The sequence below is a fragment of the Streptomyces sp. NPDC058092 genome, from assembly GCF_042884935.1.
GTDB lineage: Bacteria > Actinomycetota > Actinomycetes > Streptomycetales > Streptomycetaceae > Streptomyces.
In genome coordinates, this window is sequence record NZ_JBHVSY010000032.1 from 49,829 (window position 1) to 73,097 (window position 23,269).

At 69.5% G+C, this 23,269-nt stretch carries 20 protein-coding genes and 6 pseudogenes; 7 read left to right on the top strand and 19 right to left on the bottom strand.

The window, feature by feature from the left end; translation table 11 throughout:
* Positions 1 to 121: 121 nt before the first annotated feature.
* Together ACFVV1_RS35815 and ACFVV1_RS35820 are read right to left on the bottom strand one after the other, a co-directional pair.
* The gene (locus ACFVV1_RS35815; RefSeq protein ID WP_389998336.1) at positions 122 to 1,774 is read right to left on the bottom strand and encodes an amidohydrolase; all 1,653 of its coding nucleotides are present in this window, start codon (positions 1,772 to 1,774) and stop codon (positions 122 to 124) included.
* Between the two features lie 80 nt (positions 1,775 to 1,854).
* Positions 1,855 to 3,270 carry a purine-cytosine permease family protein gene (locus ACFVV1_RS35820; protein WP_389998339.1) on the bottom strand — a complete coding sequence of 472 codons (1,416 nt, stop codon included), beginning with the start codon at positions 3,268 to 3,270 and terminating at the stop codon, positions 1,855 to 1,857.
* A 168-nt stretch (positions 3,271 to 3,438) separates the two neighbouring features.
* Between ACFVV1_RS35820 and ACFVV1_RS35825 the strand changes: the two genes are divergently transcribed.
* Complete coding sequence (locus ACFVV1_RS35825) at positions 3,439 to 4,044, top strand: TetR/AcrR family transcriptional regulator (RefSeq protein WP_389998341.1); 606 nt, start codon at positions 3,439 to 3,441, stop codon at positions 4,042 to 4,044.
* Positions 4,045 to 4,112: 68 nt separating this feature from the next.
* Here ACFVV1_RS35825 and ACFVV1_RS35830 read toward each other — a convergent pair.
* Positions 4,113 to 4,510, bottom strand: a pseudogene (locus tag ACFVV1_RS35830) (PP2C family protein-serine/threonine phosphatase); the annotation flags it as partial.
* A 301-nt stretch (positions 4,511 to 4,811) separates the two neighbouring features.
* Positions 4,812 to 5,144: pseudogene (locus ACFVV1_RS35835) on the bottom strand (transcriptional regulator); the annotation flags it as partial.
* A 140-nt stretch (positions 5,145 to 5,284) separates the two neighbouring features.
* Between ACFVV1_RS35835 and ACFVV1_RS35840 the strand changes: the two are divergent.
* The 3 genes and pseudogenes from ACFVV1_RS35840 to ACFVV1_RS35850 form a co-directional block, all read left to right on the top strand.
* On the top strand, positions 5,285 to 6,025 hold the full coding sequence (locus ACFVV1_RS35840) for a class I SAM-dependent DNA methyltransferase (RefSeq protein ID WP_389998343.1): 741 nt from the start codon (positions 5,285 to 5,287) through the stop codon (positions 6,023 to 6,025).
* A 364-nt stretch (positions 6,026 to 6,389) separates the two neighbouring features.
* Positions 6,390 to 7,487, top strand: a complete 1,098-nt coding sequence (locus ACFVV1_RS35845; protein ID WP_389998346.1) for a hypothetical protein — start codon at positions 6,390 to 6,392, stop codon at positions 7,485 to 7,487.
* A 110-nt stretch (positions 7,488 to 7,597) separates the two neighbouring features.
* Positions 7,598 to 8,423: pseudogene (locus ACFVV1_RS35850) on the top strand (molybdopterin-dependent oxidoreductase); the annotation flags it as partial.
* On the opposite strand, the gene ACFVV1_RS35855 reads toward ACFVV1_RS35850, so the two are convergent.
* Entirely contained in the window at positions 8,417 to 8,869 is a 453-nt protein-coding gene (locus tag ACFVV1_RS35855; RefSeq protein ID WP_369386394.1) for a YbhB/YbcL family Raf kinase inhibitor-like protein, read from the bottom strand. The pseudogene ACFVV1_RS35850 and the gene ACFVV1_RS35855 overlap by 7 nt on opposite strands.
* Before the next feature lie 110 nt (positions 8,870 to 8,979).
* Between ACFVV1_RS35855 and ACFVV1_RS35860 the strand changes: the two genes are divergently transcribed.
* Complete coding sequence (locus ACFVV1_RS35860) at positions 8,980 to 9,540, top strand: nucleoside-triphosphatase (RefSeq protein WP_389998349.1); 561 nt, start codon at positions 8,980 to 8,982, stop codon at positions 9,538 to 9,540.
* Here the strand turns inward: ACFVV1_RS35860 and ACFVV1_RS35865 are convergent.
* The 5 genes from ACFVV1_RS35865 to ACFVV1_RS35885 all read right to left on the bottom strand — a co-directional run bounded on the left by ACFVV1_RS35865 (position 9,531) and on the right by ACFVV1_RS35885 (position 13,155).
* Positions 9,531 to 9,749 (bottom strand): hypothetical protein, encoded by a 219-nt coding sequence (locus ACFVV1_RS35865; RefSeq protein ID WP_389998351.1) that lies wholly within the window; start codon positions 9,747 to 9,749, stop codon positions 9,531 to 9,533. The genes ACFVV1_RS35860 and ACFVV1_RS35865 overlap by 10 nt on opposite strands.
* Positions 9,750 to 9,954: 205 nt before the next feature.
* Positions 9,955 to 10,080, bottom strand: coding sequence for a hypothetical protein (locus ACFVV1_RS35870; RefSeq protein WP_389998353.1), 126 nt, complete (start codon positions 10,078 to 10,080; stop codon positions 9,955 to 9,957).
* 31 nt (positions 10,081 to 10,111) lie between these two features.
* Positions 10,112 to 11,596, bottom strand: a complete 1,485-nt coding sequence (locus tag ACFVV1_RS35875; protein ID WP_389998356.1) for a DEAD/DEAH box helicase — start codon at positions 11,594 to 11,596, stop codon at positions 10,112 to 10,114.
* 171 nt (positions 11,597 to 11,767) lie between these two features.
* On the bottom strand, positions 11,768 to 11,971 hold the full coding sequence (locus tag ACFVV1_RS35880; protein ID WP_053666944.1) for a cold-shock protein: 204 nt from the start codon (positions 11,969 to 11,971) through the stop codon (positions 11,768 to 11,770).
* Positions 11,972 to 12,303: 332 nt separating this feature from the next.
* On the bottom strand, positions 12,304 to 13,155 hold the full coding sequence (locus ACFVV1_RS35885) for an IS5 family transposase (RefSeq protein ID WP_389998360.1): 852 nt from the start codon (positions 13,153 to 13,155) through the stop codon (positions 12,304 to 12,306).
* A gap of 896 nt (positions 13,156 to 14,051) precedes the next feature.
* Between ACFVV1_RS35885 and ACFVV1_RS35890 the strand changes: the two genes are divergently transcribed.
* Positions 14,052 to 15,440, top strand: coding sequence for an IS701 family transposase (locus ACFVV1_RS35890; protein WP_389998362.1), 1,389 nt, complete (start codon positions 14,052 to 14,054; stop codon positions 15,438 to 15,440).
* A 407-nt stretch (positions 15,441 to 15,847) separates the two neighbouring features.
* On the opposite strand, the gene ACFVV1_RS35895 is transcribed toward ACFVV1_RS35890, so the two are convergent.
* The 6 genes and pseudogenes from ACFVV1_RS35895 to ACFVV1_RS35920 form a co-directional block, all read right to left on the bottom strand.
* On the bottom strand, positions 15,848 to 16,621 hold the full coding sequence (locus ACFVV1_RS35895; RefSeq protein ID WP_389998365.1) for a LuxR family transcriptional regulator: 774 nt from the start codon (positions 16,619 to 16,621) through the stop codon (positions 15,848 to 15,850).
* A gap of 70 nt (positions 16,622 to 16,691) precedes the next feature.
* Positions 16,692 to 17,492 carry a DNA-binding response regulator gene (locus ACFVV1_RS35900; RefSeq protein WP_389998368.1) on the bottom strand — a complete coding sequence of 267 codons (801 nt, stop codon included), beginning with the start codon at positions 17,490 to 17,492 and terminating at the stop codon, positions 16,692 to 16,694.
* 742 nt (positions 17,493 to 18,234) lie between these two features.
* Positions 18,235 to 18,495: pseudogene (locus ACFVV1_RS35905) on the bottom strand (ISAzo13 family transposase); the annotation flags it as partial.
* A 17-nt stretch (positions 18,496 to 18,512) separates the two neighbouring features.
* Positions 18,513 to 19,646: an IS4 family transposase gene (locus ACFVV1_RS35910; RefSeq protein ID WP_389998370.1), complete on the bottom strand. Its 1,134-nt coding sequence runs from the start codon at positions 19,644 to 19,646 to the stop codon at positions 18,513 to 18,515.
* Positions 19,647 to 19,859, bottom strand: a complete 213-nt coding sequence (locus ACFVV1_RS35915) for a transposase domain-containing protein (protein WP_389998372.1) — start codon at positions 19,857 to 19,859, stop codon at positions 19,647 to 19,649.
* Between the two features lie 81 nt (positions 19,860 to 19,940).
* Positions 19,941 to 20,276, bottom strand: a pseudogene (locus tag ACFVV1_RS35920) (ISAzo13 family transposase); the annotation flags it as partial.
* Between the two features lie 72 nt (positions 20,277 to 20,348).
* Between ACFVV1_RS35920 and ACFVV1_RS35925 the strand changes: the two are divergent.
* A complete protein-coding gene (locus tag ACFVV1_RS35925; RefSeq protein WP_389998390.1) occupies positions 20,349 to 20,732 on the top strand; it encodes a transposase in 384 nt (127 codons plus the stop codon).
* Positions 20,733 to 20,899: 167 nt separating this feature from the next.
* Here ACFVV1_RS35925 and ACFVV1_RS35930 read toward each other — a convergent pair.
* The 3 genes and pseudogenes from ACFVV1_RS35930 to ACFVV1_RS35940 form a co-directional block, all read right to left on the bottom strand.
* Positions 20,900 to 21,508, bottom strand: a pseudogene (locus ACFVV1_RS35930) (ISAzo13 family transposase); the annotation flags it as partial.
* Positions 21,509 to 21,759: 251 nt separating this feature from the next.
* On the bottom strand, positions 21,760 to 22,269 hold the full coding sequence (locus tag ACFVV1_RS35935) for a hypothetical protein (protein ID WP_389998374.1): 510 nt from the start codon (positions 22,267 to 22,269) through the stop codon (positions 21,760 to 21,762).
* On the bottom strand, positions 22,266 to 23,033 hold the full coding sequence (locus ACFVV1_RS35940; RefSeq protein WP_389998376.1) for an SGNH/GDSL hydrolase family protein: 768 nt from the start codon (positions 23,031 to 23,033) through the stop codon (positions 22,266 to 22,268). Before ACFVV1_RS35940 ends, ACFVV1_RS35935 begins: the two co-directional genes overlap by 4 nt.
* Positions 23,034 to 23,269 lie beyond the last annotated feature (236 nt).

Here is a 23,269-nt window from a genome sequence, read left to right on the forward strand (position 1 = left end):
GGGCTCCTCCTGCGCAGCCTCTCGCATCGCCCGGCCGTCACAGTCCGTCCGCTGAGCCGAAGCCGGCCGGACCACCCCTGCCCCGGCGCGGCACATGGCGCTGATTCGGTGTCATCCGTGGTCAGTCGCCGTGCTCGACAAGGCCTGCGACCACTACGGTCTCCGCCACGGTGCCGGGGATGTCCTGCGGTGCCGCGCGCAGGATGTCGCGGGAGAGGACCACGAAGTCGGCGGCTTTGCCGACCGTCAGCGAACCGCGTTCGTGTTCAAGGAAGTTGGCGTATGCCGAGCCCATCGTGTATCCGCGGACGGCGTCCTCCACGCTGATCGTCTCCTGCGGCATCCAGGGCTCACCGCCGCCCAGGGGGCGTCGGGTGACGGCGGTGTAGATGCCGATCATCGGGTCCATCTCGGCCACGTTCCAGTCGCTGGAGAGCGCCAGCACTGCCCCGGCCGTGTGCAGACTGCGCAGGGGCCATGCCTTGTGCCAGCGGTCGGCGCCGATGTTCTCCGCCCAGTCCTTGCCGGGTCCCGCGACCTCCGGGGCGCTGTGACGGGGCTGCATGCACGCAACCACGCCCAGTGCGGCGAAGCGCGGTGTGTCGTCGGGGTCGAGGCACTCGACGTGGACGACCTGGTGGCGGGCGTCCCGCGGCCCGTTGACCTCACGGGCGTGTTCGACGGCGTCGAGGACGGTACGGATCCCCCTGTCGCCGGTCGCGTGGACGAAGCACTGGAAGCCGCGGGCGTCCAGCTTCGTGAGCAGGCTCGCAAACTCCTCAGGCGGATAGAAGGTGTCTCCGCGGTGGTGACGGCAGCCCGCGTAAGGTTCGAGGAGGGCCGCGGTACGCGGCTCGACGACATCGTCGATGTAGAGCTTGAGCGGTCCGACCCGTAGCCGGTCGTCGGCGTACCGGCGGGCGGCGGCGGCGAAGTCGTCGAGGTCGGAGTCCGTGGTGCCGCGCGGGTGGAAGAGGGCCGCGACGATCCGGGACCGGAGCCGCCCTTCCGCGCGTGCGCGTGCGAAGAGGGCCAGGTCGTCCAGCGAGTTCTGGGGCTCGACCACCGTGGTGATGCCGAAGCCGATCGCATCGTCCAGGGACTTGGTGAGGCGTCCGTACTGCCGGTCGGGCGAGGCCCACGGCAGACCCAGCTTCCGCAGGGCCCGGTGGCCGTCACGGGAGAGGCCCTTGACGGCGAAGTCCGTGATGAAGCCGGTGGGTTCGCCTGTGGTCGGGTCGGTGGCGGCTTCACCGAAGGGCAGACGGATGTGGTCGCGGTCGATGCCGAGTCGGCGCATGGCCGCGGTGTTCACCCAGGCGGTGTGCACGTCGTAGCTCAGCATGAAGGCGGGCACGTCGCCCGTGACCGGGTCCAGGTCACCGGAGGCAGGCATCCGGCCCCCCGGGATGGCCGAGTAGTCGAAGGCTTCCGCCTCGATCCACTCGGCGTCGGGGTGGGCCGTGCGCCAGGCACGGATGCGGGCGTGGACTTCGTCGAGGGTACGGGCGCCGGACAGTTGGACGCAGGCGTCGTCCGAGCCGAGCCGAACATGGTTGTGGGCATCGACGAAACCAGGAAGGACCAGCTTCCCACCGGCATCAATCACCCGCGTGTCGGGCCCCGTCCACCCCAGTGCGTCCTTGTCGGAACCGAGCCAGGCGATACGGCCGTCGACCACTGCCATGGCCTGTGCCTCGGGCAGCACCGGGTCGACGGTATGGATACGGGCGTTGCGCAGGACGAGGTGGGCGGGGTGAGCGGCGATGGCCATGTGAGGTATCTCCTGATGGTTCGGGTATGCCGGCAGGGCGTTGCCACGCGGGCCTGATGTGGACACCGCGTGGAAGCCGTTCAGGAAAGGTCGGTGTGCGGGGCGACGGTCCGTCGGGCGAGCAGCCAGTAGACGAACCCCGAGACAAGTGAGCCGAGCAGGGTCAGGTCGGCGCCGCCCAGTGGCGCCACCAGCGGGCCGGTCCACAGCTCCGAGTCGCAGGTGAGCGCGGAAAAGGCCATGCCGACGAGGAGCGCGACAACACCGGCAGGGTGGTAGCCGGACCGGTACCAGTAGGCGCCGTCCGGGCCTGCGTGCAGGGCCGGTGGGTCGTAGTGGCAGCGGCGCATCAGCATGTCGGTGAGGAACACGCCGCCCCAGGGCGCGAACACGATGATCAGCAGGGAGAGGAAGGACAGCAGCGAGCTGGTGAAGTCGGTGAGGAAGAGCGCGCAGAGCGAGCCCGCTGCGGTGACGGCCGCACTGATGATGATGGCCTTGGAACGGCTCCAGGGGATGCCGAGCACCTGAAGATTCAGGCTCGACGAGTAGAGGGTGACGATCGAGTTGGTGACCGAGCCACCGAGGACGAGGGCGAGGAAGAGAGGCTGGAACCATCCCGGCAGCAGCTGCTCCGTACCCGCCACGGCGTCGGTCATGTCCGTCTGCGTGGCGGCGGCCACCCCCGCCACGCCCAGAGCGACCGACGACACGAAGCCGCCGAGGGCGCCGTACCAGGTGAGCGACCGCATCGACGTCGCCCTCGGGAGGTAGCGCGTGTAGTCGGCGGGCATCGGAACGTACGAGAACGGACCGGCCAGCATCACGACGAATGCCAGGCTCCACCCGGACGCACCGGGCAGGGCGGCCACTTCGCCCGTGTCGGCGCCCGGCAGCAGGAACACCAGGAGCGCGGCGAAGCCGATGGCGAGAACGTACGCGATCCAGCGCTCGGCGAACTGGACGGTGGCGTGGCCCCACAGGGCGACGACGAAGGTCAGCGCGAGTGTGATCAGGAGCGCGAGAGCCCGCCCTGTGCGGCCGGACTCCCATCCCAGATCAGCGATGAACGCCTCCAGGGCGAGCGTGCCGACGACCGTATTGAGGATCGTGTAGCCGATGCTGACCACCCAGTTGAGCATTCCGGCAGGCCAGTTGCCGCGCACGCCGAAGGGGGCGCGGGAGATCACCAGAGTGGCGGTGCCGGTACGGACGCCGCTCAGTCCGGCGGCGCTGATGGCGAAGAACGACAGGCCACCGAGGACCACGACGCCGGTCGCCTGCCAGAAGGACAGGCCGAAGGCGACGGCCAGGGCGCCGTTGATGACATAGGTGAAGGTGAGGTTGGAGCCGAACCACAGCCAGAACAAGTCCTTCGCGCTGCCATGGCGATCCTCGTCGGGAATCGGGTCGATGCCGTGCGTCTCGACCTGGAAGACCTGATCGGCGGCCGTCGTCCCGCCGGGCGCCCTCGCGGTCGTGTCCTGCTGCGTCATGCGACCCGCCTCTCGTCCGTGCGTGTCCCGGAAGCCCGGGCACGTTACTTTGAATGCCGTTCTAAGAGTTAGAACGGCATTCAAGATGTGCCTCCGGTGCCCCGTCAAGACCTCTGCGGAAATCGGCCGCTAAGGTCATCACTGGGCACACGGAGGAGGAGGCGCGGCGTGGCAGCGACGGCGCGACGGCGTGACGGGCACCTGACCCAGGAACGGATGCTGGAAGAGGCGATGGCGGCCATGGCCGAGGACGGCCTGGCCACGCTCACCATGTCGGCACTCGCCAAGCGCCTCGGCACCAGCGGCGGCCACATCCTCTATTACTTCGGCAGCAAGGACCGTCTGCTCCTGGAGGCGTTGCGGTGGAGCGAGAGCGCGCTCACCGATGAGCGCCGGGCACTGCTGGCCAGCCGGGTCGGCAGCGAGCGCAAGCTCCGCCTCTTCCTGGAGCTGTACCTCCCCCATGGGCCACGCGACCCGCGCTGGACCCTGTGGATCGAACTATGGGCGCGCACGGCGTCGAACGAGGCGCTGCGCCAGGCCCAGGCCGAGATCGATCGCGGCTGGCAGGAGGACCTCGAGTCGCTCCTCGCCAAGGGCGTGCGGCAGGGCCGCTTCGCTGCGGACCTGGATGCGGCAGCGCGTGCTTCCGAACTCCTGGCTCTGCTCGACGGGTTGAGTACGCGCGTCGTCCTCGGCCAGCACGGGGCGGACCGAGACAGTGCGCTGCGCATGGCACTGTCCGTGACCGCGCGGCTGGTGGAGCGGACGTGAGCCGACTGCTCAAGAATCGGTCCGGAGGGCCCCGGCCGGAAACACTGCGCACCGGGCGTGGCCTCGACTCAGCACTGGAACGCGCCTGATTCAGGACACTCCCGACCACGTGTGGGCTGCGCTCGAACGATGATGAGGGCTGCGGCTGTGTGGTCGTGGTCGTCCGGGTGGCGCAGGGTGTGCAGGAGCAGGTCGCAGGTCGCTTCCAGGGGCCGGTCCGGTTGGCCGAGGAGGCCGAGGAGGCCGAGGAGGGTGGCCAGGCGTGCGTCGATGGGCTGGTCGCGGGTCTCGACCAGGCCGTCGGTGTACAGGACGAGCTTGTCACCGGGGTCCAGGGCGATGCGCGTGGTGTGGAAGGGAACCCCGCCGACGCCGAGGGGCACGCCGGTGGGCAGGCCGAGCAGCTCGGGGGCGCGGCCCGGACGTACCAGGGCGGGGGCAGGTGTCCGGCGAGGGCGATGCGGCAGATGGCGAGCCGGTCCAGCAGCAGTTCGTCGAGCGGGCGGGGCACGCCGGGGCGTTCCAGCCACATCCCCGGCACCCGCCGCGTCGAGCGTCTGGAAAAGCCGTAGTGCCTCAGGTCGCCTTGTCAGCGGACGAGGTCGCGGACCTTGACGCGGCGGCAGCCCGCCTCGGTGTGCACGACGGCCTCTACAACGAGATGTACATGGGTCTGGTCAGGCCGCTGACCCGCGCGGCCGGCCCGGCCTGCCGCCTCACACGGCTGCCACCGTGTGACATCGCGGGCTCGCCCGCCCTGAGCGGTATCACCCCGTGGCCGACGGCGAGGACGCTGCCAGGTGCTGGTCGGCGGCCCAGGAGGCGAGGATGCGCAGCCCGTCGTGGGAGGGGGTGCCGGCCTCTGCGGTCCACACCACGAGCTGCTCGTCGGGGTCGGTGCTGGCGGTGAGGGTGTCCCGGTCCAGCACCAGCTTCCCGGCGATGGGGTGATTGAGGGTCTTGGTGCCGATGGTGCGGGCGGCGACGTGGTGGGCGGACCACCACTGGCGGAAGTGGCCGTCCTGCACCGACAGCTCACCGACCAGAGCGCTCAGACGGGCGTCGTCCGGTTACTTCGCCGCTTCCATGCGCAGCCGGGCCGACCGGCTTCCGCTGAATCTGCGGTCCCGAGCCAGGCGGTGCCCTGCAAGGTCTGTTCCTGCCCCGGGACCGTGTGCTCGGAGGCGGTGGAAGGTAAATACGTCGACAGCGCGCGCCGTGCCCGGCAAGGTGACCGCCCATGACGAGCAGTGAACTGTGGACCCGTGCGACCGCCGACCGCTACGACGCCGAGGAGAGCGAAAAGTCCTCGGCCACCTTTCTCGGACCAACTCTCGACTTCCTCGCCGGACTCGCCGGAGACGGCCGGGCACTGGAATTCGCCATCGGAACCGGACGGGTGGGCGTCCCGCTCCGGGAACGCGGCGTGCCGGTGGCGGGCATCGAACTCTCCGGGCACATGGCAGCGGTCCTGCGGCGCAAGGTCGACGAGGACACACTCCCGGTCACCATCGGAGACATGGCCACGACCACCGTCCCCGGCGAGTTCACCCTGGTCTATCTCGTCTACAACACCATCACGAACCTGCTCACGCAGGCCGAGCAGGTCGAGTGCTTCCGCAACGCCGCACGGCACCTGACACCTGGCGGCCGATTCGTCATCGAGCTGGGCGTGCCGCCGCTGCGGTTCCTGCCGCCGGGGCAGGTCGCGGTGCCGTTCGACGTCTCCGAGCGGCATCTCGGCTTCGACACCTTCGACCTGGTCGAGCAGATCCTCGTCTCGCACCACTTCGCCCGCGACGGCGACGACGGCCACTACCGCCGCACGAACTCCCGGCACCGGTACGCATGGCCGGCAGAGCTCGACCTCATGGCACGGATCGCGGGGCTGGAGCTCGAACTGCGCGTCGCGGACTGGGACAGGGCGCCATTCACCCAGGACTCCGCGAAGCACATCTCCGTGTGGCGCAAGCCTGCCTGAGGCGAGCCCCTCCTCGCCCCGCCCATTGGTCGGGCCGGGAACGATGGGGCCAGGCACACCAGAGCCTCTCGTTTGGATCAGGTCGGGCTCGCGTGCCCCGCACCCTCTGACTTGGTGCGGCCAAAAATCGGCCCTGGTTCACCACCCTCGGCCACGGAGCCCGGCTGCCCAGCGGCCTGCTGTCCCGGCCCGCGGCTCGGCGGTGCTGGACGGCCGGTCGCCGCCACCATGCTCACGATGGGCCGGCTGCTGCCGGCCGGTGCCCGACCACCCCGCGTTCCGCACCGCTTTGCGCTCGTCGAGCTCCATCACCGCCCGGGGCGCGCATCATCAAAGGAGGGGAGACCATCGACGAGGAGTGGCGATGAGGTTGTCGTTCCTTGAACCCCTCTACGCGGAGCCGGGCCCGTTCGCCTCCGTGTACCTGGACACCTCCCGAGACGTCGAGCATCCCGAGCGGGCGATCGCGCTGCGCTGGCGGCGGCTGCGCGAGAGTCTGTCCCGTCAGGGCTCGGACCGGGCGCTGCTGAACGTACTGGAGGAGGTGGTCGGCGCCGACACAGCGGTGCCGGGAGTGCACGGTCAGGCCATCTTCGCCGCCCACGGCACGCTCGTCCTGGACGGGGAGCTGCCCAGGCCGCCCGAGCACGACTCCGCGCGCTACAGCACCCTGCCGGACGCGATGCCCCTGGTCACCCAGCACGTTCCGGAGATCCCCTACATGGCCGTAGTCGTCCACTACGGCGGCCTTCCGACCGCCGAGACCCACGGCTGGGTGACTCTGGAGGCGGAGACCGGTACCTGGCCCACGTCCACCGTCACCCCGGGTGAGCGGCTGCACCGCAGGGTCGCGGTGGCGACCTGGCACCGCACCTCCCTCCGGCTCGGCCACCGGCTGGACGAACGGGCGCGGCGCGCCCATGCCGACGCCGTCGTCGTGGCCGGGGACGAGTGGGCGTGCAACGTACTGATCCGCCGCCTGCCGCGCAGCCTGCGGGACAAGGTCGTGCGCGTGGGCGGCCGGACCCCCACCGACACCGGACGCGCCCTGTTGGAGCCTCAGCTCGGCGGCGTCTTCCGCGGCCGCATGGCCGCGCACGACCGGGAACTCGTGGACATCTTCATCGGCCGGCGTGCCCTGGACGGACCCATGACGGAGGGGCTGGCCGCCACCGTCGCCGCCCTCCAGCGCGGCCAGGTCGCGGCACTGCTGCTGAACCGGCCGCCGGCGTCTTCGCTGCGGCTCTGGGCGGGCTCCCAGCCCACTCAGCTCGCCCTGACCGAGGCGGAGCTGATGTCCTTCGGCGTGCGGGCCCCGCGCGAGGAACGCACCGACGAGGCCCTCGTCCGGGCCCTCGTCGGCACCGGTGCCGAGCTGGTCGTCGTACCGGAGAGCGAGCTGAGGCTGTACGAGGGCGTGGGCGCCCTGCTGCGGTACACCGACCCAGGGACCCCGTCCTGACGCCGGCGCGCTGCGCCTCCCGGATCACGGGCCGCCCCTTGCGCCCGACCGACCCGGATCGCGCCGCGCGCGGAACGTGCCGACACCGGGCCGGAGCGGCAGCGCGGCGGATGGGGCACACGGACAGGAGCGGCGCGGAGGAGACGGACGTCTCGATCATCCCGCCCAAGACCTGGGCGGTAGGCGTGCCGGCGGTGGCCAACGCGCTGCGGTACTTCCTGGAGCAGACGACGGTCCGCCGTACGGCGCTGACGCTGCTCAACCTCAACCAGACTCAAGGGCTTCGACTGCTCGGGCTGCGCCTGGCCGGAACCGGACCCCGCTCACCGGCACCGCAACGAGTACTGCGAGAACGGCGCCAAGCACGTGAGCGACGAGACGAGGTCACGACGGATCACGGCCGGGTTCTTCCGGGAGCACCCGGTCTCCGAGCTGGCCGAACGATCCGTCCGGTGGCTCAACCAGCAGGGCCGGCTCACCGAGCCGATGGTCAAGCGGCCCGGCTCGGACCACTACGAACCCATCGGCTGGGACGCGGCCTTCGCACTGCTGGCCGGGGAACTGGCCCAGCTGGACTCCCCGGCGAGGCCGTCTTCTGCACATCGGGCCGCGTCAGCAACGAGGCCGCCTTCCTCCTCCAGCTGTTCGCCCGGGCCTTCGGCACCAACAACATGCCCGACTGCTCGAACATGTGCCACGAGTCCAGCGGCTTCGCGCTGCACGAGACCCTGGGCGTCAGCAAGGGGAGAGCCCGCACGACCTCCACCAATCTGGTCCTCGTCGTGGGCCAGAACCCCGGGAGCAACCATCCGCGGATGCTCTCCGCCCTGGAGGATGCTCTCCGCCCTGGAGGAGACCAAGCGCAACGGCGGGCGCATCGTCAACGTGAATCCGCTGCCCGAGACGGGCCTGAAGCGGTTCGAGCATCCTCAGCGCTGATAGGTCCCGACCAGGGTGCCGGAGGCCAGCTCCCTGCCCTTCAGGGCACGGTGCACGTCCTCGGCGCCCGGGTGGTCGTGCAGCGGCAGCGGCTCGGACAGGGCGTACAGGCGGAAGAAGTAGCGGTGCGGCCCGTGCCCCGGTGGAGGCATCGGCCCTCCCCAGCCCACGCGGCCGAAGCCGTTGGGCCACGGCAGGCCCCCCTGGGGCTTCTGGCCCTCCGCCGCCCCGGTGGTCCCAGGATCGATGCCGGTCACCAGCCAGTGCAGGAAGGTCGTCCCCGGCGCGTCCGGGTCCTCGCACAGGAGCACCAGCTCCGTGGCCTCGTGGGGCACTCCCGACCAGGTCAGGGGCGGTGAGATGTTCTCACCCTCCCCGCTGTACCGACGGGGGATCACCGTTTTGTCGTCGAACGCGGTGCTGCTGAGTTCAATTCCGCTCATGCGCGGCGCCATACCCGCAACGGCGGCACCGGCACCGGTCCGCACCCCAAACCCCCCGTTCGGCCGAGCCCACCCGGGCGGCCTCCGGAAGCTGGGGTGAAGATGGCAGTGTGCCGACAAGGATCCTGCTCGAGGGCCGCCCTGGCGCGGGCAAGACGACCGCCCTCCGTCGGCTGGCCGCGCTGCTGCCCACCCACGCGGCCACCGGCTTCGCCACGGAGGAGATCCGGCTGTCCGGCGCCCGCGTCGGTTTCGCCCTGGAGACCCTGGCAGGCCGGCGGGAGGTGCTCGCCCATGTCGACCTGCCCGGTCCGCCACGGGTAGGGAAGTACGGCGTCGACCTGGGCGTCATGGAACGACTGGCGCTGCCGTCACTTCGGCCGGCAGCAACCGAGGAGGCAACAGGGCGGCTGGTGCTCATCGACGAGCTGGGGCGGATGGAACTGGCATGCACGGCGTTCCGGCACGCGGTCGACGCGCTGTTCGTCGCAGAGGTCGACGTCGTCGCCACGGTCCCCACGCACCGCGATCCGTTCACCGACGCCCTCAAGCGGCGCGCCGACATCGAGGTCGTCCAGCTCACTCCGGCAAACCGGGACGTCCTGCCGGGGGAGCTCGCGGCCCGGCTGCAGCAGCCCCGGACGCACGGGAGGCCTCCCTCTCACGGATGAGAGACCGGCCTCCGACCCCCCTCCTCGGCCGTGCGGATCACGGTGGCCTGGTAGTCGGCGACGCGCTCGACGAAGAGGGCTGCGGGATCGTTTCCGGCGTGACTGCTCCGGTAGTCGCGGGGGACGGGGACGCTGTCGGACGTCTCGGTCGCGGGTACATCGGCCAGTGCGACTGTGATCCGTGCGAGGAGGGTCTCCCGGGTGCTCATTTCGCCGCTCCGTCTCGGGTGCGTCGCCACCGGGCCCGGAAGGACTCGCGGGGCGGTACGGGTGTGTCACGGGTGTCCGACCAACGGCTCAGGGGGCCCGTCAGCCGGCCGCCGGTGCCGCCCACGCCGGAACAGCAGACGGGCGGCGAGCGCGCCGGCCCGCTGCACGGGGGCGAGGCGTCCGGGCAGGACGGACCTCCTCGTCTCAGCGGCAGCCCGCGCCGGCGAACAGAGCCGCACCGGCACCGCGGCGGCGCTCGCCCGCGCCACCACCCCCGACGAGAGCCTGCATTTCCTGCTGCTCCGTGTGGCGCAAGTCGGCTTGAGTCACGCACACAGCGTACGAGGGCACCGTTTCCGAGCTATGCGCCACGGCGGACCCGGGCGGCCTTGCGGGCCTCGGCAATCTGGCGGGCCTCGGCAGACCGGCGAGGCTCGCCACCGCCGCCGGCCCGCCCTGGGCGGGTGCCCAGACCGCGGAAGGGGGCGCCGCCGCGCTTCGGGCGCTCCGCGACCGGCCCGCTGCCGCCGACGGGGACACCGGAGGGAGCCTGGGCGCCAGTGATGTGGCTCAGCTCGGCCTCGCCGGAGCGGACCTGCGTGATCTGCGGCCTGATGCCCGCGTCGGACATGAGACGGGCCATGTCCCGGCGCTGGCCGGGGAGGACCAGCGTGACGACACTGCCGGACGCGCCGGCGCGGGCTGTACGGCCGCCGCGGTGCAGGTAATCCTTGTGGTCGCCGGGCGGGTCGACGTTGACGACGAGATCGAGGTCGTCGATGTGGATGCCCCGAGCCGCGACGTTGGTGGCCACGAGCGCCGTGACGTCGCCGGTCTTGAACTGTGCCAGGGTGCGGGTGCGCTGGGGCTGCGACTTGCCGCCGTGCAGCGCCGCGGCCTTCACGCCGCTGCTCAGCAGGTGCTTGGTGAACTGGTCGACAGCATGCTTGGTGTCCAGGAACATGATCACGCGCCCGTCGCGGGCCGCGATCTCGGTGGCAGTGGCGTACTTGTCGGCGCCGTGCACCTGCAGCACGTGATGCTCCATCGTGGTGACCGCACCCGCCGACGGGTCGACCGAATGGACCACCGGGTCATGGAGGTAACGACGGACAAGAAGGTCGATGTTGCGGTCCAGCGTGGCCGAGAACAGCATGCGCTGGCCGTCGGGACGTACCTGGTCCAGCAATTCGGTGACCTGCGGCATGAAGCCCATGTCCGCCATCTGGTCGGCCTCGTCCAGGACGGTGATGTTCACCCGGTCCAGGCGGCAGCCCTTGCGCTCGATGAGATCCGCGAGGCGGCCAGGAGTCGCAACGACCACCTCGGCCCCGGCACGCAGTGCGCCGGCCTGCCTGCCGATCGACATGCCGCCGACCACAGTGGCCAGCCGCAGCTTCAGCAATCGGGCGTACGGGGCGAGCGCATCGGTGACCTGCTGGGCCAGCTCGCGCGTGGGGACGAGGATCAGGGCCAGTGGCTTCCGCGACTCGGCGCGCTGCCCGGCCGTCCGCACGAGGAGCGCCAGACCGAAGGCGAGCGTCTTGCCCGATCCGGTGCGCCCGCGGCCCAGGACGTCACGCCCTGCGAGGGAGTTCGGCAACGTGGCGGCCTGGATCGGGAACGGCTCGTTCAGGCCGAGGCTGGTGAGCATCGTCACCAACTCGACTGGCATGTCCAGTTCGCTGAAGGCCGCGGCCGCGGGGAGGGCCGGGGTGACGGTGACCGGCAGCGCGAACTCTCCCTGTGGTGCGCAGGAGCGGCGCCCGGTATCGCCTGGACCGACGCCAGGGCGCCTCTGGTCCTGTGGGCGGAAACGGTCGTTCGTGCGAGCTGAACGGCTCATGGAGAACCTTCCTCGACGGGGCGCGCATCGAGGAATTCCCGACAGGCTGAGCCGGATGAATTGCAAGAACGAGCCGAATGTGAGACTAAAAGAATTCCACCGGAATACAGAAAGCAGAAAGCTGGGGCCCCAACGCAAGGCGGGGCCCCAGCTGTCTCATACGCTTCGGCGTCAGGCGGGAGTGATGTTCTCCGCCTGCGGACCCTTCTGACCCTGCACGACGTCGAAATTCACCTTCTGGCCTTCCTGAAGCTCACGGAAGCCCTGCGTGGCGATGTTCGAGTAGTGGGCGAAGACATCCGGGCCGCCACCGTCCTGCTCGATGAAGCCGAAGCCCTTTTCCGCGTTGAACCACTTGACGGTGCCAGTAGCCATGTCACATCTCCTTGGGGGCAGTGCCCGCGGGCCCACACCGTGTGAACCCCTGCGTTGCCACAATGAACCCCGTCCGGATAAGCACCGGAGATACAAAAAAAGCCTAACGACATACAGCCGCCAAGGCATTTGAAGTTTCGGGAACCACAACTGCAACTACAAGCCAAGTCTAGCACGGCAGAGACATCCGAACTACTTTCGCCCGTGACGTAAAGCCTCAGCCTCACGGCAGCAGCGGATCAATATATCACCCGGCGCCAACCTGAGTACACGCGGAAGGTGAATTTTCAGATTACTCAAGATGCGACCAATAAGACCGACCGGCAAATGGATCACTTGAGGCGCCGGGTGGTCGGTCGGGTGTTCCAGCGATAGCGCTTGGCTGCTCGTCGAATGAGCATGCGGAGTGTGACGAGTGCGGCGGCGAGGTGGAGGTAGAAGTCCACGGCCTTGCCGCTCTTCTCGGTACAGCGCCGCAGCTTGCCGTAGTCGTTCATCCAGGAGTGCGTGCGCTCTACCACCCAGCGTTTACCAGCCTGGATCGGGGCTGGGATCCCCTTGCGGGCGATCTCGGCCGTGAAGCCCAACTCGGCCAGCAGCGCACGGGACTTGGCGCTGTCGTAGCCGCGGTCCAGATTGACATTGACGTCTTCGGGTATCGCGCCGACCTGGGTGCGGGCCGCCCTCAGCGTCGGGCCGAGCAGGGGCGAGTCGTGCCGGTTGGCGCCGTCGGAGACGATACCCAGCGGAACGCCGCAGGCGTCGGAGGCGACGGAGCGCTTCAGCCCCTGCTTGCCCCGGTCCACCGGTGACCGTCCCGCCTTCTCACCGCCCGACGGGGCCTTGGTGATGCAGCCATCGACAGAGATCTCGGTCAGCGCGAGTCCGATCACGCGGTCGTAGGCTTCAAGGGCCAGGCCGTGCACGCTCTGTGCTATCCCCAGGTCAGCCCACTGTTTGACGCGACGTCGGATCGTGCGGTCCGAGCATCCGGGGCTCGCGATCCGCTCGTACCCGGAACCGTGGACCAAGGCGAGCACGACATGCTCGAACACGACACGGTCCGGGATCCGGCGGCGGTGACACCCCAGCGGATGACTCGCCGCGTACCCCTCCGGCACCGGCAGGAGAGCGGCGAACTGGTCCCACAGGGGGTCGAGCAGGCAAGATGGCACCGCAGGCACGGGTCCTCCGTGTGATCACTGAGCGTAGAGAACTCCATGATCACGCAGGCCCGTGCCTGCCTCGCGTCCGGCACCCTCCGTGGACAAGCAGCCCCACCATTTGCCGGTCGGTCTTATTTCCGCAAAAGACAGGTCCGCAATTACTCGGTGCCGAGCTGCCCGCATCCCTCCCGCCACCAGGCCTCCCTCCTCGCGTAGTTCGACGTCGCTCAGTCGAACTACCAGGCCGTGGTGACGGGCTTGGTACGCGAGAACGCTGGCAATCACGTCGTAACGGTGGCCCAGACTCAGTGTGCCCTTGCTTGCTGCCCAGATGCCCGTTCTGAGGGCGGCCTCCGACTCCACGGCTTCGATGCCGGCGATCCACACCGTGTACGGAGGTCCCGTCGCTCGCCGCGCCCCCCAGTTTGGAAAAGCGCCGCACGGAGTGCAGGCCGGCGAAGACAACCTTGGCCCGGTCCTTGGCGTCGGACCCGAGGCCTTTCAGCTTCTCGGTGTGGTCGAACCGAGGGGCGTCCGCCTCGAATGATTCGTCGCACTCGTCGAGCAGGATCAGCAGGCGAGTTGCCGCTCTTGCGTGATGGCCGCGAAGTCGCGAACGAACAGCGGGGGAGTTCCTGGACGGGCGGCATCAGCAGCCGCACGTGATTGCTGCGCGTCCGCCTGCTGAGGTGCTACCGGATCCGTTCCGCCTGCTCGGCAAGCGCGGAGGTTACCTGTTGCACAATGCCCCGGCGACGGGACTGCCCTTGGCCACTCCCAGGCCGATGCCCACCGCGCTTCCGGTCAGGTTTGTCGGGGCCCCTCGGACGCCTAGCGGTGGTTTGTTGACGGCGGGTCAGGGCCGTAGTAGGCCGTTAGCAGAGGAACGTCGCCTCGCCGCCTGGGGGCTTGTGATGACCCGTCGTCTGCCGTGTCCGCCCGCACCGGGCCCGCTGGAAGCTTACGCCGCACGCTTCGATGACCTGTTCTCCACACTGGCACAGCGCCGTGGGTTCCGCGAGTACCTGACCGGGCTGCTGCTGCCGCGGGACCGCAACAAGACGCTGACCTGCCTGGCCGGCACCGAACCCGTCGTCGGGGCCCAGCACCCCTCGGTGCAGCGGCTGCAGTTCTTCTTGTCCGAGTCGACGTGGGACCACGAGCGGGTCAACGCCCGCCGGGTGGAACTGCTGCTGGCCGACCCCGCGACCGCGCCGCACCCGGGCGGGGTGCTGGTGATCGACGACTCGGGCGACCGCAAGGACGGCAAGGCGACTGCGCACATCGGCCGGCAGTGGCTGGGCCGGCTGGGCAAGACCGACAACGGCATCGTGACAGTGACCACCTGCTGGGCGGACGAGAGCCTCTACTACCCGCTGCACGCGGTGCCCTACAGCCCCGCCCATCACTTCCCCAAGGGCAAGAGCGACCCCGGCTTCCGCACGAAGCTGCAGATCGCCGCCGAACTGGCCCGCAGCGCGAAGGGCGCCGGGGTGGTCTTCCGGGCCGTGGCCGCCGACTGCGCCTTTGGCGACCAGGACAGCTTCCGCAGACAACTCAGCGAGGCTGGGCTGCCGTTCGTGATGGCCCTCAAACCGAGCCACGGTACCTGGGCCTACGGCAAGGACGCCCACACCCCCGCCGACGCCGCCCGCGCCCTGACCTGGACAGCCCCCGAGCATCCCGGCGACTGGACTGCCATCGAGCGCACCTTCCGCGACGGGCACACCGAGACATGGTGGGCCGCCGACGCCCATCTCGGCTGGTGGGGCCCCGACGGAAACGTCCGCCTGGTCGTGGCGACCTCAGACCCGGCCACCCTGCCAGCGAAGGCCACCTGGTACCTGGCCACCGACCTGCCCCGACCCGGCGGCCTCCGGGAGGCCGACAGTCCCGAACCCGCCGCTGACCTGCACGAAGTCGTCCGGATCTACGGCATCCGGCACTGGATCGAGCAGAACTACAAGCAGGTCAAGGACGAACTCGGGTGGGCCGACTTCCAGGTCCGCTCCGACACTGCCATCCGCCGCCACCAGACGCTGGTCACCTGCGCGTTCTCGTTCTGTTGGGACGCCTGGTTCAGTCCGCCACCCGAGGTTTCGCCCGGCACAGCACCGCCGGAGCCGCCCGAAGAACCGGGCCGGCCAGAGAGGGGGGACCAACCAGACCCCACCAGCCCCACACGGCCACCTGGCCCAAGGCGATACGCGCCGTCCGGGCCTGGCTCGACCCCTGGACCACCCTCCAACGATGCTGGCGAGCCTGGACGAATGCACCCCCACCACCGGAACTCCAAGCTCTGATCAACGCCGTCGGCGCAGGCCACCCGCTTGACCTCTACTCCCCCACTTAACAAACCACCGCTAGGCCGGCGGGCGCGGTCTCGTCGACGCGAGCGGAGGCCGCATCTGCCGCGCCAGCGAGCCTGCCGGGTGACGTAGCAAGTAGCTCTTCCCCACACATGCGGTGCAGTAAATGCCGAGGACGAACCGCCGTCGGGGCAACCGAAGGAAGCGAGACCGGACCCCTCTCTGACAGTCTTGGGTGAGACGCCCGGGATGGCCCCTCAGAGAATGGCGTGAAATCGACGACCGGGTGTCGCGCTGAAACACAATTCGATGCGCCGACGCTCCGCTGTTCCGCCGCTCCACCGGATCGGAAATCCGGAAGTCCGGGAGAAGAAGAGAAAGTGAATGCGCAGGGCCCGCTTTCAGACCCGCGTTTCGGCCATTGCCGTGAGGAAGCCCAGTTTGGCCGCGCGGGCCCCGGCCTGGCTGCGGGAGCTGGCGCCCAGGGCCGCCATGATGTCGGCGACGTGCCGCCCGTACGTACGGACCGACACCTCGAGTTCGCGGGCGGCCGCCTCGTCGGTGATCCCTCGCTGCAGAGCGCCCAGGATCCGCCGCGCGAGCGCGGTCCGCTCGCCGAACACGAGACCGTCGCTGGCGGGGGTCGCCCCGCTCCACACGCTCCGGAACAGGCTGCGCATGGCGTGCACGACCTCGGGGGCACGGACCAGCGAAACCCTGCCGCCGCCCGCGGGCCCGGCGACCACCAGAGCCGTCCGGCCGTCGACGACGAGCGCCTGGAGAGGAGGAACGGCGGCGACCCGGATCTCCACGGGGTTCTCGCTGCGCAGCTGGTCCCGGACGAAGTCCCCGTCGAGCCTGCTCGGCACGGCCAGCAGCCGGACCGCCACACCGGCCGAGGCCCGGCGCAGCTCGTGCTCGGCCCAGGACAGCCGGGCGGCCTGCGCGGAGAGGTTCGGTCCGCGGGCGTGGACCATGTCGATGCTGTGCGCGGCGCCGTCGATGAGCTCGCGCGCCGTGTCGAGCACGTCGGCACACGGGCCGTCCAGTCGGGTGATCAGCTGTTCCCTGGTGTTGCGGTCCCGGTGGAGGGCGATGGAGAGTTCGATGAGCGCCTGTACTTCCAGCAGCCCCCGCTCCAACTCGTCCCGGGGTTGTACGGACGGTTCGGTCACGCTTTCTCGCTTTCCGTGCAGCCGGTGAGGCCGTGTGGGAGGAGGGGAGAGGACGCGGGGGCAGGCCGGATCAGGCGGAGACCAGGCCGAACTCGATCGCCCGGACGCCCACTTGGAACCGGGATCCGGCGTCGAGATCCCGCATGATGTCCGCCACGTACCGCCGGTATGTCCGCAGCGATACGGCAAGGTCCCGGGCGGCGGCCTCGTCGGTGCTGCCCGAGCAGAGCTGCCGCAGGAGGTCCCGGCCCAGCTCGGAGCGGAGTCGCGGACCGAAGTGGAGATGGTCGTTCAGCCGCGGGCGCCCGGCCCACACGCACGCGAACAGCAGCTCCAGGGCCTGGACGGTGCCGACATCGCTGATCACCACGGCGGCTCCGCCGCTCTCCGCGGCGCCGTTCTCCGCCGTCCCGTTCTGCGCCGTCCCGCTCTCCTCGGCCGCGCCGGAGACCACGACGGCAGTGCCGTCCACGACGAGGGCGGCCCGGAGTTCCCGGTCGGTGACGCGGATCTCGGTGCGCGGCCGCTGCTGGAAGCGGCTCAGCCGGTCGGCGCGGGCATCGGCGGCGGCTGCGGTGCACAGCACCCGGACGGGCAGACCGGCCGGCCCCCGGTCCAGGTGGCCGAGTACCGCATCGGTGAATTCCCCCGCATCGGCCAGGGCGATGGCGATGTCACGCCCACCCTTGTCCAGCACTTGCGCCACCGCGTCGGCGAGCTTGCTGTGCGTCACCGGAACGGGATCGGCCGACCCCGCGGCCTCCCGCATGGACATCGCGAGCGTGGATTCGATCAGCTCTCGCCCCCGGAAGAGTGCGTCCTGCAGCCGGACGACGGCGTCCTGCTCCTCCGCTTCCCGTCTGCGTTGCACCGGTATGTCAAATCGTTCCGCTGTCACTGCCATTCGTGTGCCCCCCGCAACACGCGCAAATGATGTCTGCTCCCGCCCCGCGCGACCACGTGCTCCGCGCAGGCATTGCCGGTTCAGCGGTCCGGACCATTCGCATACGGTCTGTATACGAACGGGACCACAGCCCCACTTAGTAAAGGCTTGGGCAATCCTTGAGAGCGGGGCCGATATTAGGACGAGCACCTAGGCCCGTCAACTCGCGTCCGAAACTGCTCCACGGTCGCCACCCCCGCGCCGACCCACGGGGCCCGTCGAAAAATAAGTGGCGCGTGTCGTGCCAATTGGATGTTGATGTCATGGCCATGAGGTAGCCCACGAGGTCTGAAGGGTCGACGAGCCGGGCCGTGAGGCGTTCGCTGGTGTGTCCGTGCCGCCTCAGGAGTGGCCCCATGTCGGTGAGGATGCTTCGGATGTGGTCCTCGCTGACGTGGAGCAGGTGGGCGATCAGCGATCTGGAGATGCCGCGTTGGTCGAGGACAGCCGCCCATGCCTGTTGGTCGAAGGGGAGTTTGGGGCGTCTGCGCGGAGTGATCGACCCTTCGAATGTTGCCAACTCTCGTAGTTCCCGGGTGAGTTGGTCGAGGTTGGAGCGAGAGAGGCCGGTCAGTGCGGGGTGGGTGACCACGGCGGTGTCCTGCGCCTTTCCTGCGCAGGCTCGACTCTTGGACAGGGGCGGCTCGGTGGGCGGGTGCAGGGTGTCGGGTTGAGGCGGCAGGGTGTAGTTCCACTCGCCATGGAACTCGCCGGTCTCGATCTTGAGGGCGGCCATGTGCTGCTTGCTGATCTCAATGCCGGTGGGGTAGACGCCGGTGTCGAGGCGGGCGGTCACGCCCAGTCCTCCCCGGTTGGTGGTGCTCGCGATGAGACTGACGGCGACTTCGAAGCTGGTCAGCGGGCGAGCACGCCAGTTCATGGAGATGAAGGAGAATAGCCGGTCAACCCTATTCCACTTACTGGTCCCCGGTCAATGCCGTTGCTTGACTACTGAACTATCGCGGGCTGTAGCGTGATGACCTTGGCGGTGATCCGTCGTGTCGGCCGCCGGTCACGGGTGTTGATCCGGTAGGAAAGCTTTGAGGAGTACTTCGAGTCCGGACGCTTCAGATGTCGGTCCGCCTCCCGCAGGCGCCTGGCGCCGTTGTCGAGCTTGCGTCGAACCTTTGCTGCCAGCACCACCAGGAACTCTTTGATCTTCATGGGCGTGTCCGTGCACTGGCGGACCACGCTGCGTCGCGCGTGCTTGAGGACCTTGACGAAGGAGATCCGGTCCGGATCGATTCCGTTGTCGTCGGCCAGAGCGATGATGACCTGGGTGAGGCAGTGGTGTACGACCAGATGTGCCCAGACTTCCTGACGCACCAGATCCGGGTCGCCCGAGCGCAGGACCTCAGCCGGCCCGCGCTGGAAGGTCTTGATCTGTCGGAACGCCGACTCCGCCTCCCATCTCGCGTGGTAGAGCCCTGCCAACTCCGCCGCCGGATAGGCAATGGGGTCCGACAGATCGGTCAACAGCCTGACTACCTCGCCGCCGTCGACGCGGTACTCGATTACCCGGACCAGCACCCCACCGGGGTGCGCGCCCTTCTGCCCGGCCAGGTTCATCCTCGCCAGGTAGGTGCCATCTGGCAGGTGCTCGACCGGACGCGCCGCGACACTTGAACGCGCCCGGATCAGCAGATGGGCCCCGGCCCCGGTGTATGCCCTCCACAGCGCTACCCCGGGAAAGCCCCGGTCCATGATGACCAGCATCCCGGCGGCCGAGCCGGCCATTTTGATCGCCAACTCCGGTTCGCCACCGCCGAATCCGCCCACCGCAGCGTCGATCTGCGCGTGCGTGCCGCACTCGGTCAGCGTCACCACCCGCGCCTGCGGGAACCCCGCGGGCTGGCCGTTCTTGACCGGCCCGCCGAACGCGGCCCGGTTGGCCGTCGTATCCGGCGCATCCAGCACGAACCCGTCCACCGCAGCCAGCCGCATCCCACGGTAGAAGGCGCTCTCCAAACTGACAGGAGCCAACGGGCCGGCCAGCTCACGGAACATGGTTTCCAAGACCAGAGGCCCCAGGCGCCTGCGCGCACGCGTGAAGGACGACTTGTTGGGGATGCTCTCGCTCAACTACGGGATGTTGCCCACCAGTTGCTCCGCAACGTCGTCGTAGGAGTCCTGCTGGAACAGGGCCAGGGCGAGCGTGAAGTAGACCATGAACCCGGCCGGAAGTGCGCCGGACTTCTTGTCTCGAACCCCGCATTTCTCCAGCACTTCGGCGACGAGCTCCGGGGCCACCCATCGGGTCACCACCCCCGGCCGCACGTGATCAGATATCCCCACCCACGGATGCATGCCGGGTCCAACGACCGTGCTTCCTCAACGTCACCGGGAACTGCTTGCCACACTCAAGCAACGGCATTGGGTCCCCGGTGGCAGATGGCAGACGGTGATCGGTAGGTCGAGTTCGGTGGCCAGCACGGCCAGGTTCGCCTTCCACGCTCTGGCCCGGGTGCTGTTGGAGCCGCCGCCGTCCGCGGTGATCAGCAGGCGGGTCGCGTTCGGGTAAGCGGCCTTGCCTTCTTCCTGCCACCAGCGACGGAGGGAAGCGACGGCGAAGGCGGCGGTGTCATGGTCGGATCCGACCACGACGTAGCCGGTGTTGCGTCCCAGGTCGTAGATGCCGTAAGGGATCGCGGTACCCTCGGCGGCCTTGGGGAAGTCGTGATCCATGACCTTGACGGCGGCACCGCCCTCTCGGACAGTCTTGGGTGAGACGCCCGGGATGGATGAGTCAGCCTGGGTGGACGTACGAGCAGGAGATCCCCCCGCATGACCAGCACCAGCGGTCCCGGCCCTGATCCGGCGCCGAGGCCGAAGCGCCGCACCTTCACCGCCGAGTACAAGCTGCGGATCGTCGCCGAGTACGACGCTGCCCCGGCCGGCCAGAAGGGTGCCGTCCTGCGCCGCGAGCGCCTGTACCACTCCCACATCATCGAGTGGCGAGCGGCCCGCCACACCGGGGCGACAAAGAAGCTGACCGACCAGCGCACCAGCCCCGCTCGCCCCCGCAAGCACCCGGCCGAGGCCGAGAACGCCAAGCTGCGGCGGGAGAACGAGCGGCTGCGCATGGAGGTGGACCAGAAGAACGCGGCACTGGAGGCGCTGGGAAAAACACACGCGCTCTTGCAGTCACTGTCCAAGAGCGCGGACTGAGCCAGGTCCTGGACGGCCATCTGCACCCAGGGGTCGAGGAGTTGAGGCCGCTGGTGGGCATCGTGGACGCATGCCGGATCACCGGACGCTCCCGGGCGACCCACCACCGACGGCTGCACCCCAAAGCGTCAGCACCCAGGCGGCCTCGTCCGGCCCCGCCGGCCGCACTGCCCAGGCTGGCCGAATGTTCCGATCATCTCCTTCTTCTTGGTGTCCACACTGAGCACCGGGTCACCGCTGGCGAGGAACTCCGCCACCTGCGCGTTCAGGTGCGTGAACTGCTGGTCGCGGTCGGGATGGTGGTTACCCTCCAAGACCTTGGCGTTGCCCTGCAGGCTGTACCCGGCCGCCTTGAGGAGGTCGGCGACGGTGTCCGGGCCCACGCAATGGCCTTGCGCGGCCAGCTCATCGGCCAGGTTCCGCAGGGACTTCGTGGTCCACAGCAGAGGCCCTATCGGATCGCCTCGGGTTCCGTTCTCGATCAACGCCAGCAGAGCGGGCAGCAGTTCGGGGGCCTTCTCGGTCGCGCGCTTGCGCCCGCCGCCAGCGCGCCGTACCCGCAGAGTGGGATCCTCGTCGTTCTCCAGTTCTTCCATGCCGCGCTGGACGCAGCCCCGCGACACTCCGGCCGCGGTGGACACGGCCGCGATGCCGCCATGGCCCAACTGCCTTGCCTCAGCGGCATACAGCAGTCGCCGTTGTCTCTCGTTCAGCCACGGCACCACCACCTCCAGCTTCAACCTCAGCGGTCCGATCAACTCGTCATAACGTCCCATACCACATCAACGAGCACGGGTCCCGGAAGGGACTCGTAGATTCTCGACGGGCCCCGTGCGCGCCGACCTGCGCCTTTCACGACCGCGCGACAACACGGCCTCCCCCCGGTGAGCTCCCGTTGCTGGCGCATCACACACCATTTAATTACTTGAAAGGCGTAATAATTCAACGGCAGAAATTGCCTTTCGTCCGCCCCTCGCCCCCGGCGTCCCGGTATTCCCCCGCCGTTCGCCACGGGGACACGCGAGGGTCAGCGCTCAGCCCGCTCACGGACCCTCGCCAGCAACCCCCGTACCGCCTTCGTGTGCGCGCCCGACTCGATGACCAGCAGCCGGTACACGAAGCCGAGCGGCCCCGGGAACACCGCGTACGTACCCGCCACCAGCACCGTCCCCGGACCGTCCGGATCCGGCTCCAGCGCGACGAGCAGCGTGTACCGCGAGAGGAAATGCCGTCCCGTGAGGACGGCCCGGACGCCCGGTACGGACTCCACGACACGCATCCCGGGCAGCGTCGAGCCCAGCTCCAACGGCGGTCCCGAGGCGGTTGCCGGCTCGGCGCGCACCAGTCGGGCGTACGCCTCGCTGCGTCCGCCCCGCTTCCGTCCGACCACCTCGGTCAGCGTCCGCCACACCCGTGCGGCATCCGCGGCCACCGGCACCCGGTGCTCGTCCACGAACGGCAGCCCGGTCAGCGGATCCCGCTCGCCGGGCACGGACGGCCAGCCGGCGGCCGGCCCCTGCTCCCCCGCCGCGCTCACAGCGCCACCTTCCCGGCAACGACCTGCGCCCACTCGCGGTACCCCTGGGCGGAAGGGTGGAACCGGTCCCGGGCGAAGAAGTCCGGACCCATCGGCAGGACGTTCGTCGAAGCCACCCACGTCACCCCCTGGACCCCCGAGCAGACCCGCTGCGCGACCTCGTCCAGCACGGCCGCCCGCTCTCCCAGGTAGCGGCCCAGCGTTTTCGGGATGGAGGGGAACTCCCCGAACGCCGGAATCCCCGTCACCAGGACCTGGTCCGCCCGCTGCGCGAGCTCGCCCACCACGGCCGCCAGATCGTCGCCCCAGTCCTGCGGACTGCGCCGGGTCAGTACGTCGTTGACCCCCGCCAGCAGGGCCGCCACGTGCAGGCCGGTCTCCAGCTCGGGCACCAGCCGGTACCGGATGCGCCGCGCCGTGGCCCCGTACCGGCCGCGCACCGCCCAGTCCACGGGACGCCCGGTGCGCGCACTGAGCTCCCGCGCGAACTGCCCGGTGAATCCGTCCTCGTGCCGCTCCACGCCACAGCCCGCCGCCGTCGATTCGCCGACGACGGCTATCCGCAGCGGTCCGGCACCGGCCGCACCGCCGGCCGCCGCGCCTGCTCTTTCACCTGCTGGTTCACCCGCTGGTTCACCTGCTGGTGCGCCGACCGTCTCATCGGCCGTACCGGATTCGGGCCCGCCCGCAGCTGGCAGCGTCTCGGTGGACAGGCGCAGGTACACCGCTTGCGCGGCGACCACGGGCATCAGGAGGGGGTTCATGAACGGTCCCTAGGAGTGAGAGGTCGGGGTCCGCGCGGAATCCGGCACGGCCGTCCCAGTGCGCCACGACAGTAATGTCCACCGACTGAGCAATCAACAAGAACCAGGGCCACGGACCTGGTTCCGCTCCGACCTCAGCCTGGACAGTTTCGGTCACGCCACCGGGCCCTGAGGGTGCCGAGGTGGCACCGAGGCCCGTGCCGGTCACGGAACTTGGCAGGTTTCCGCCGCTACTC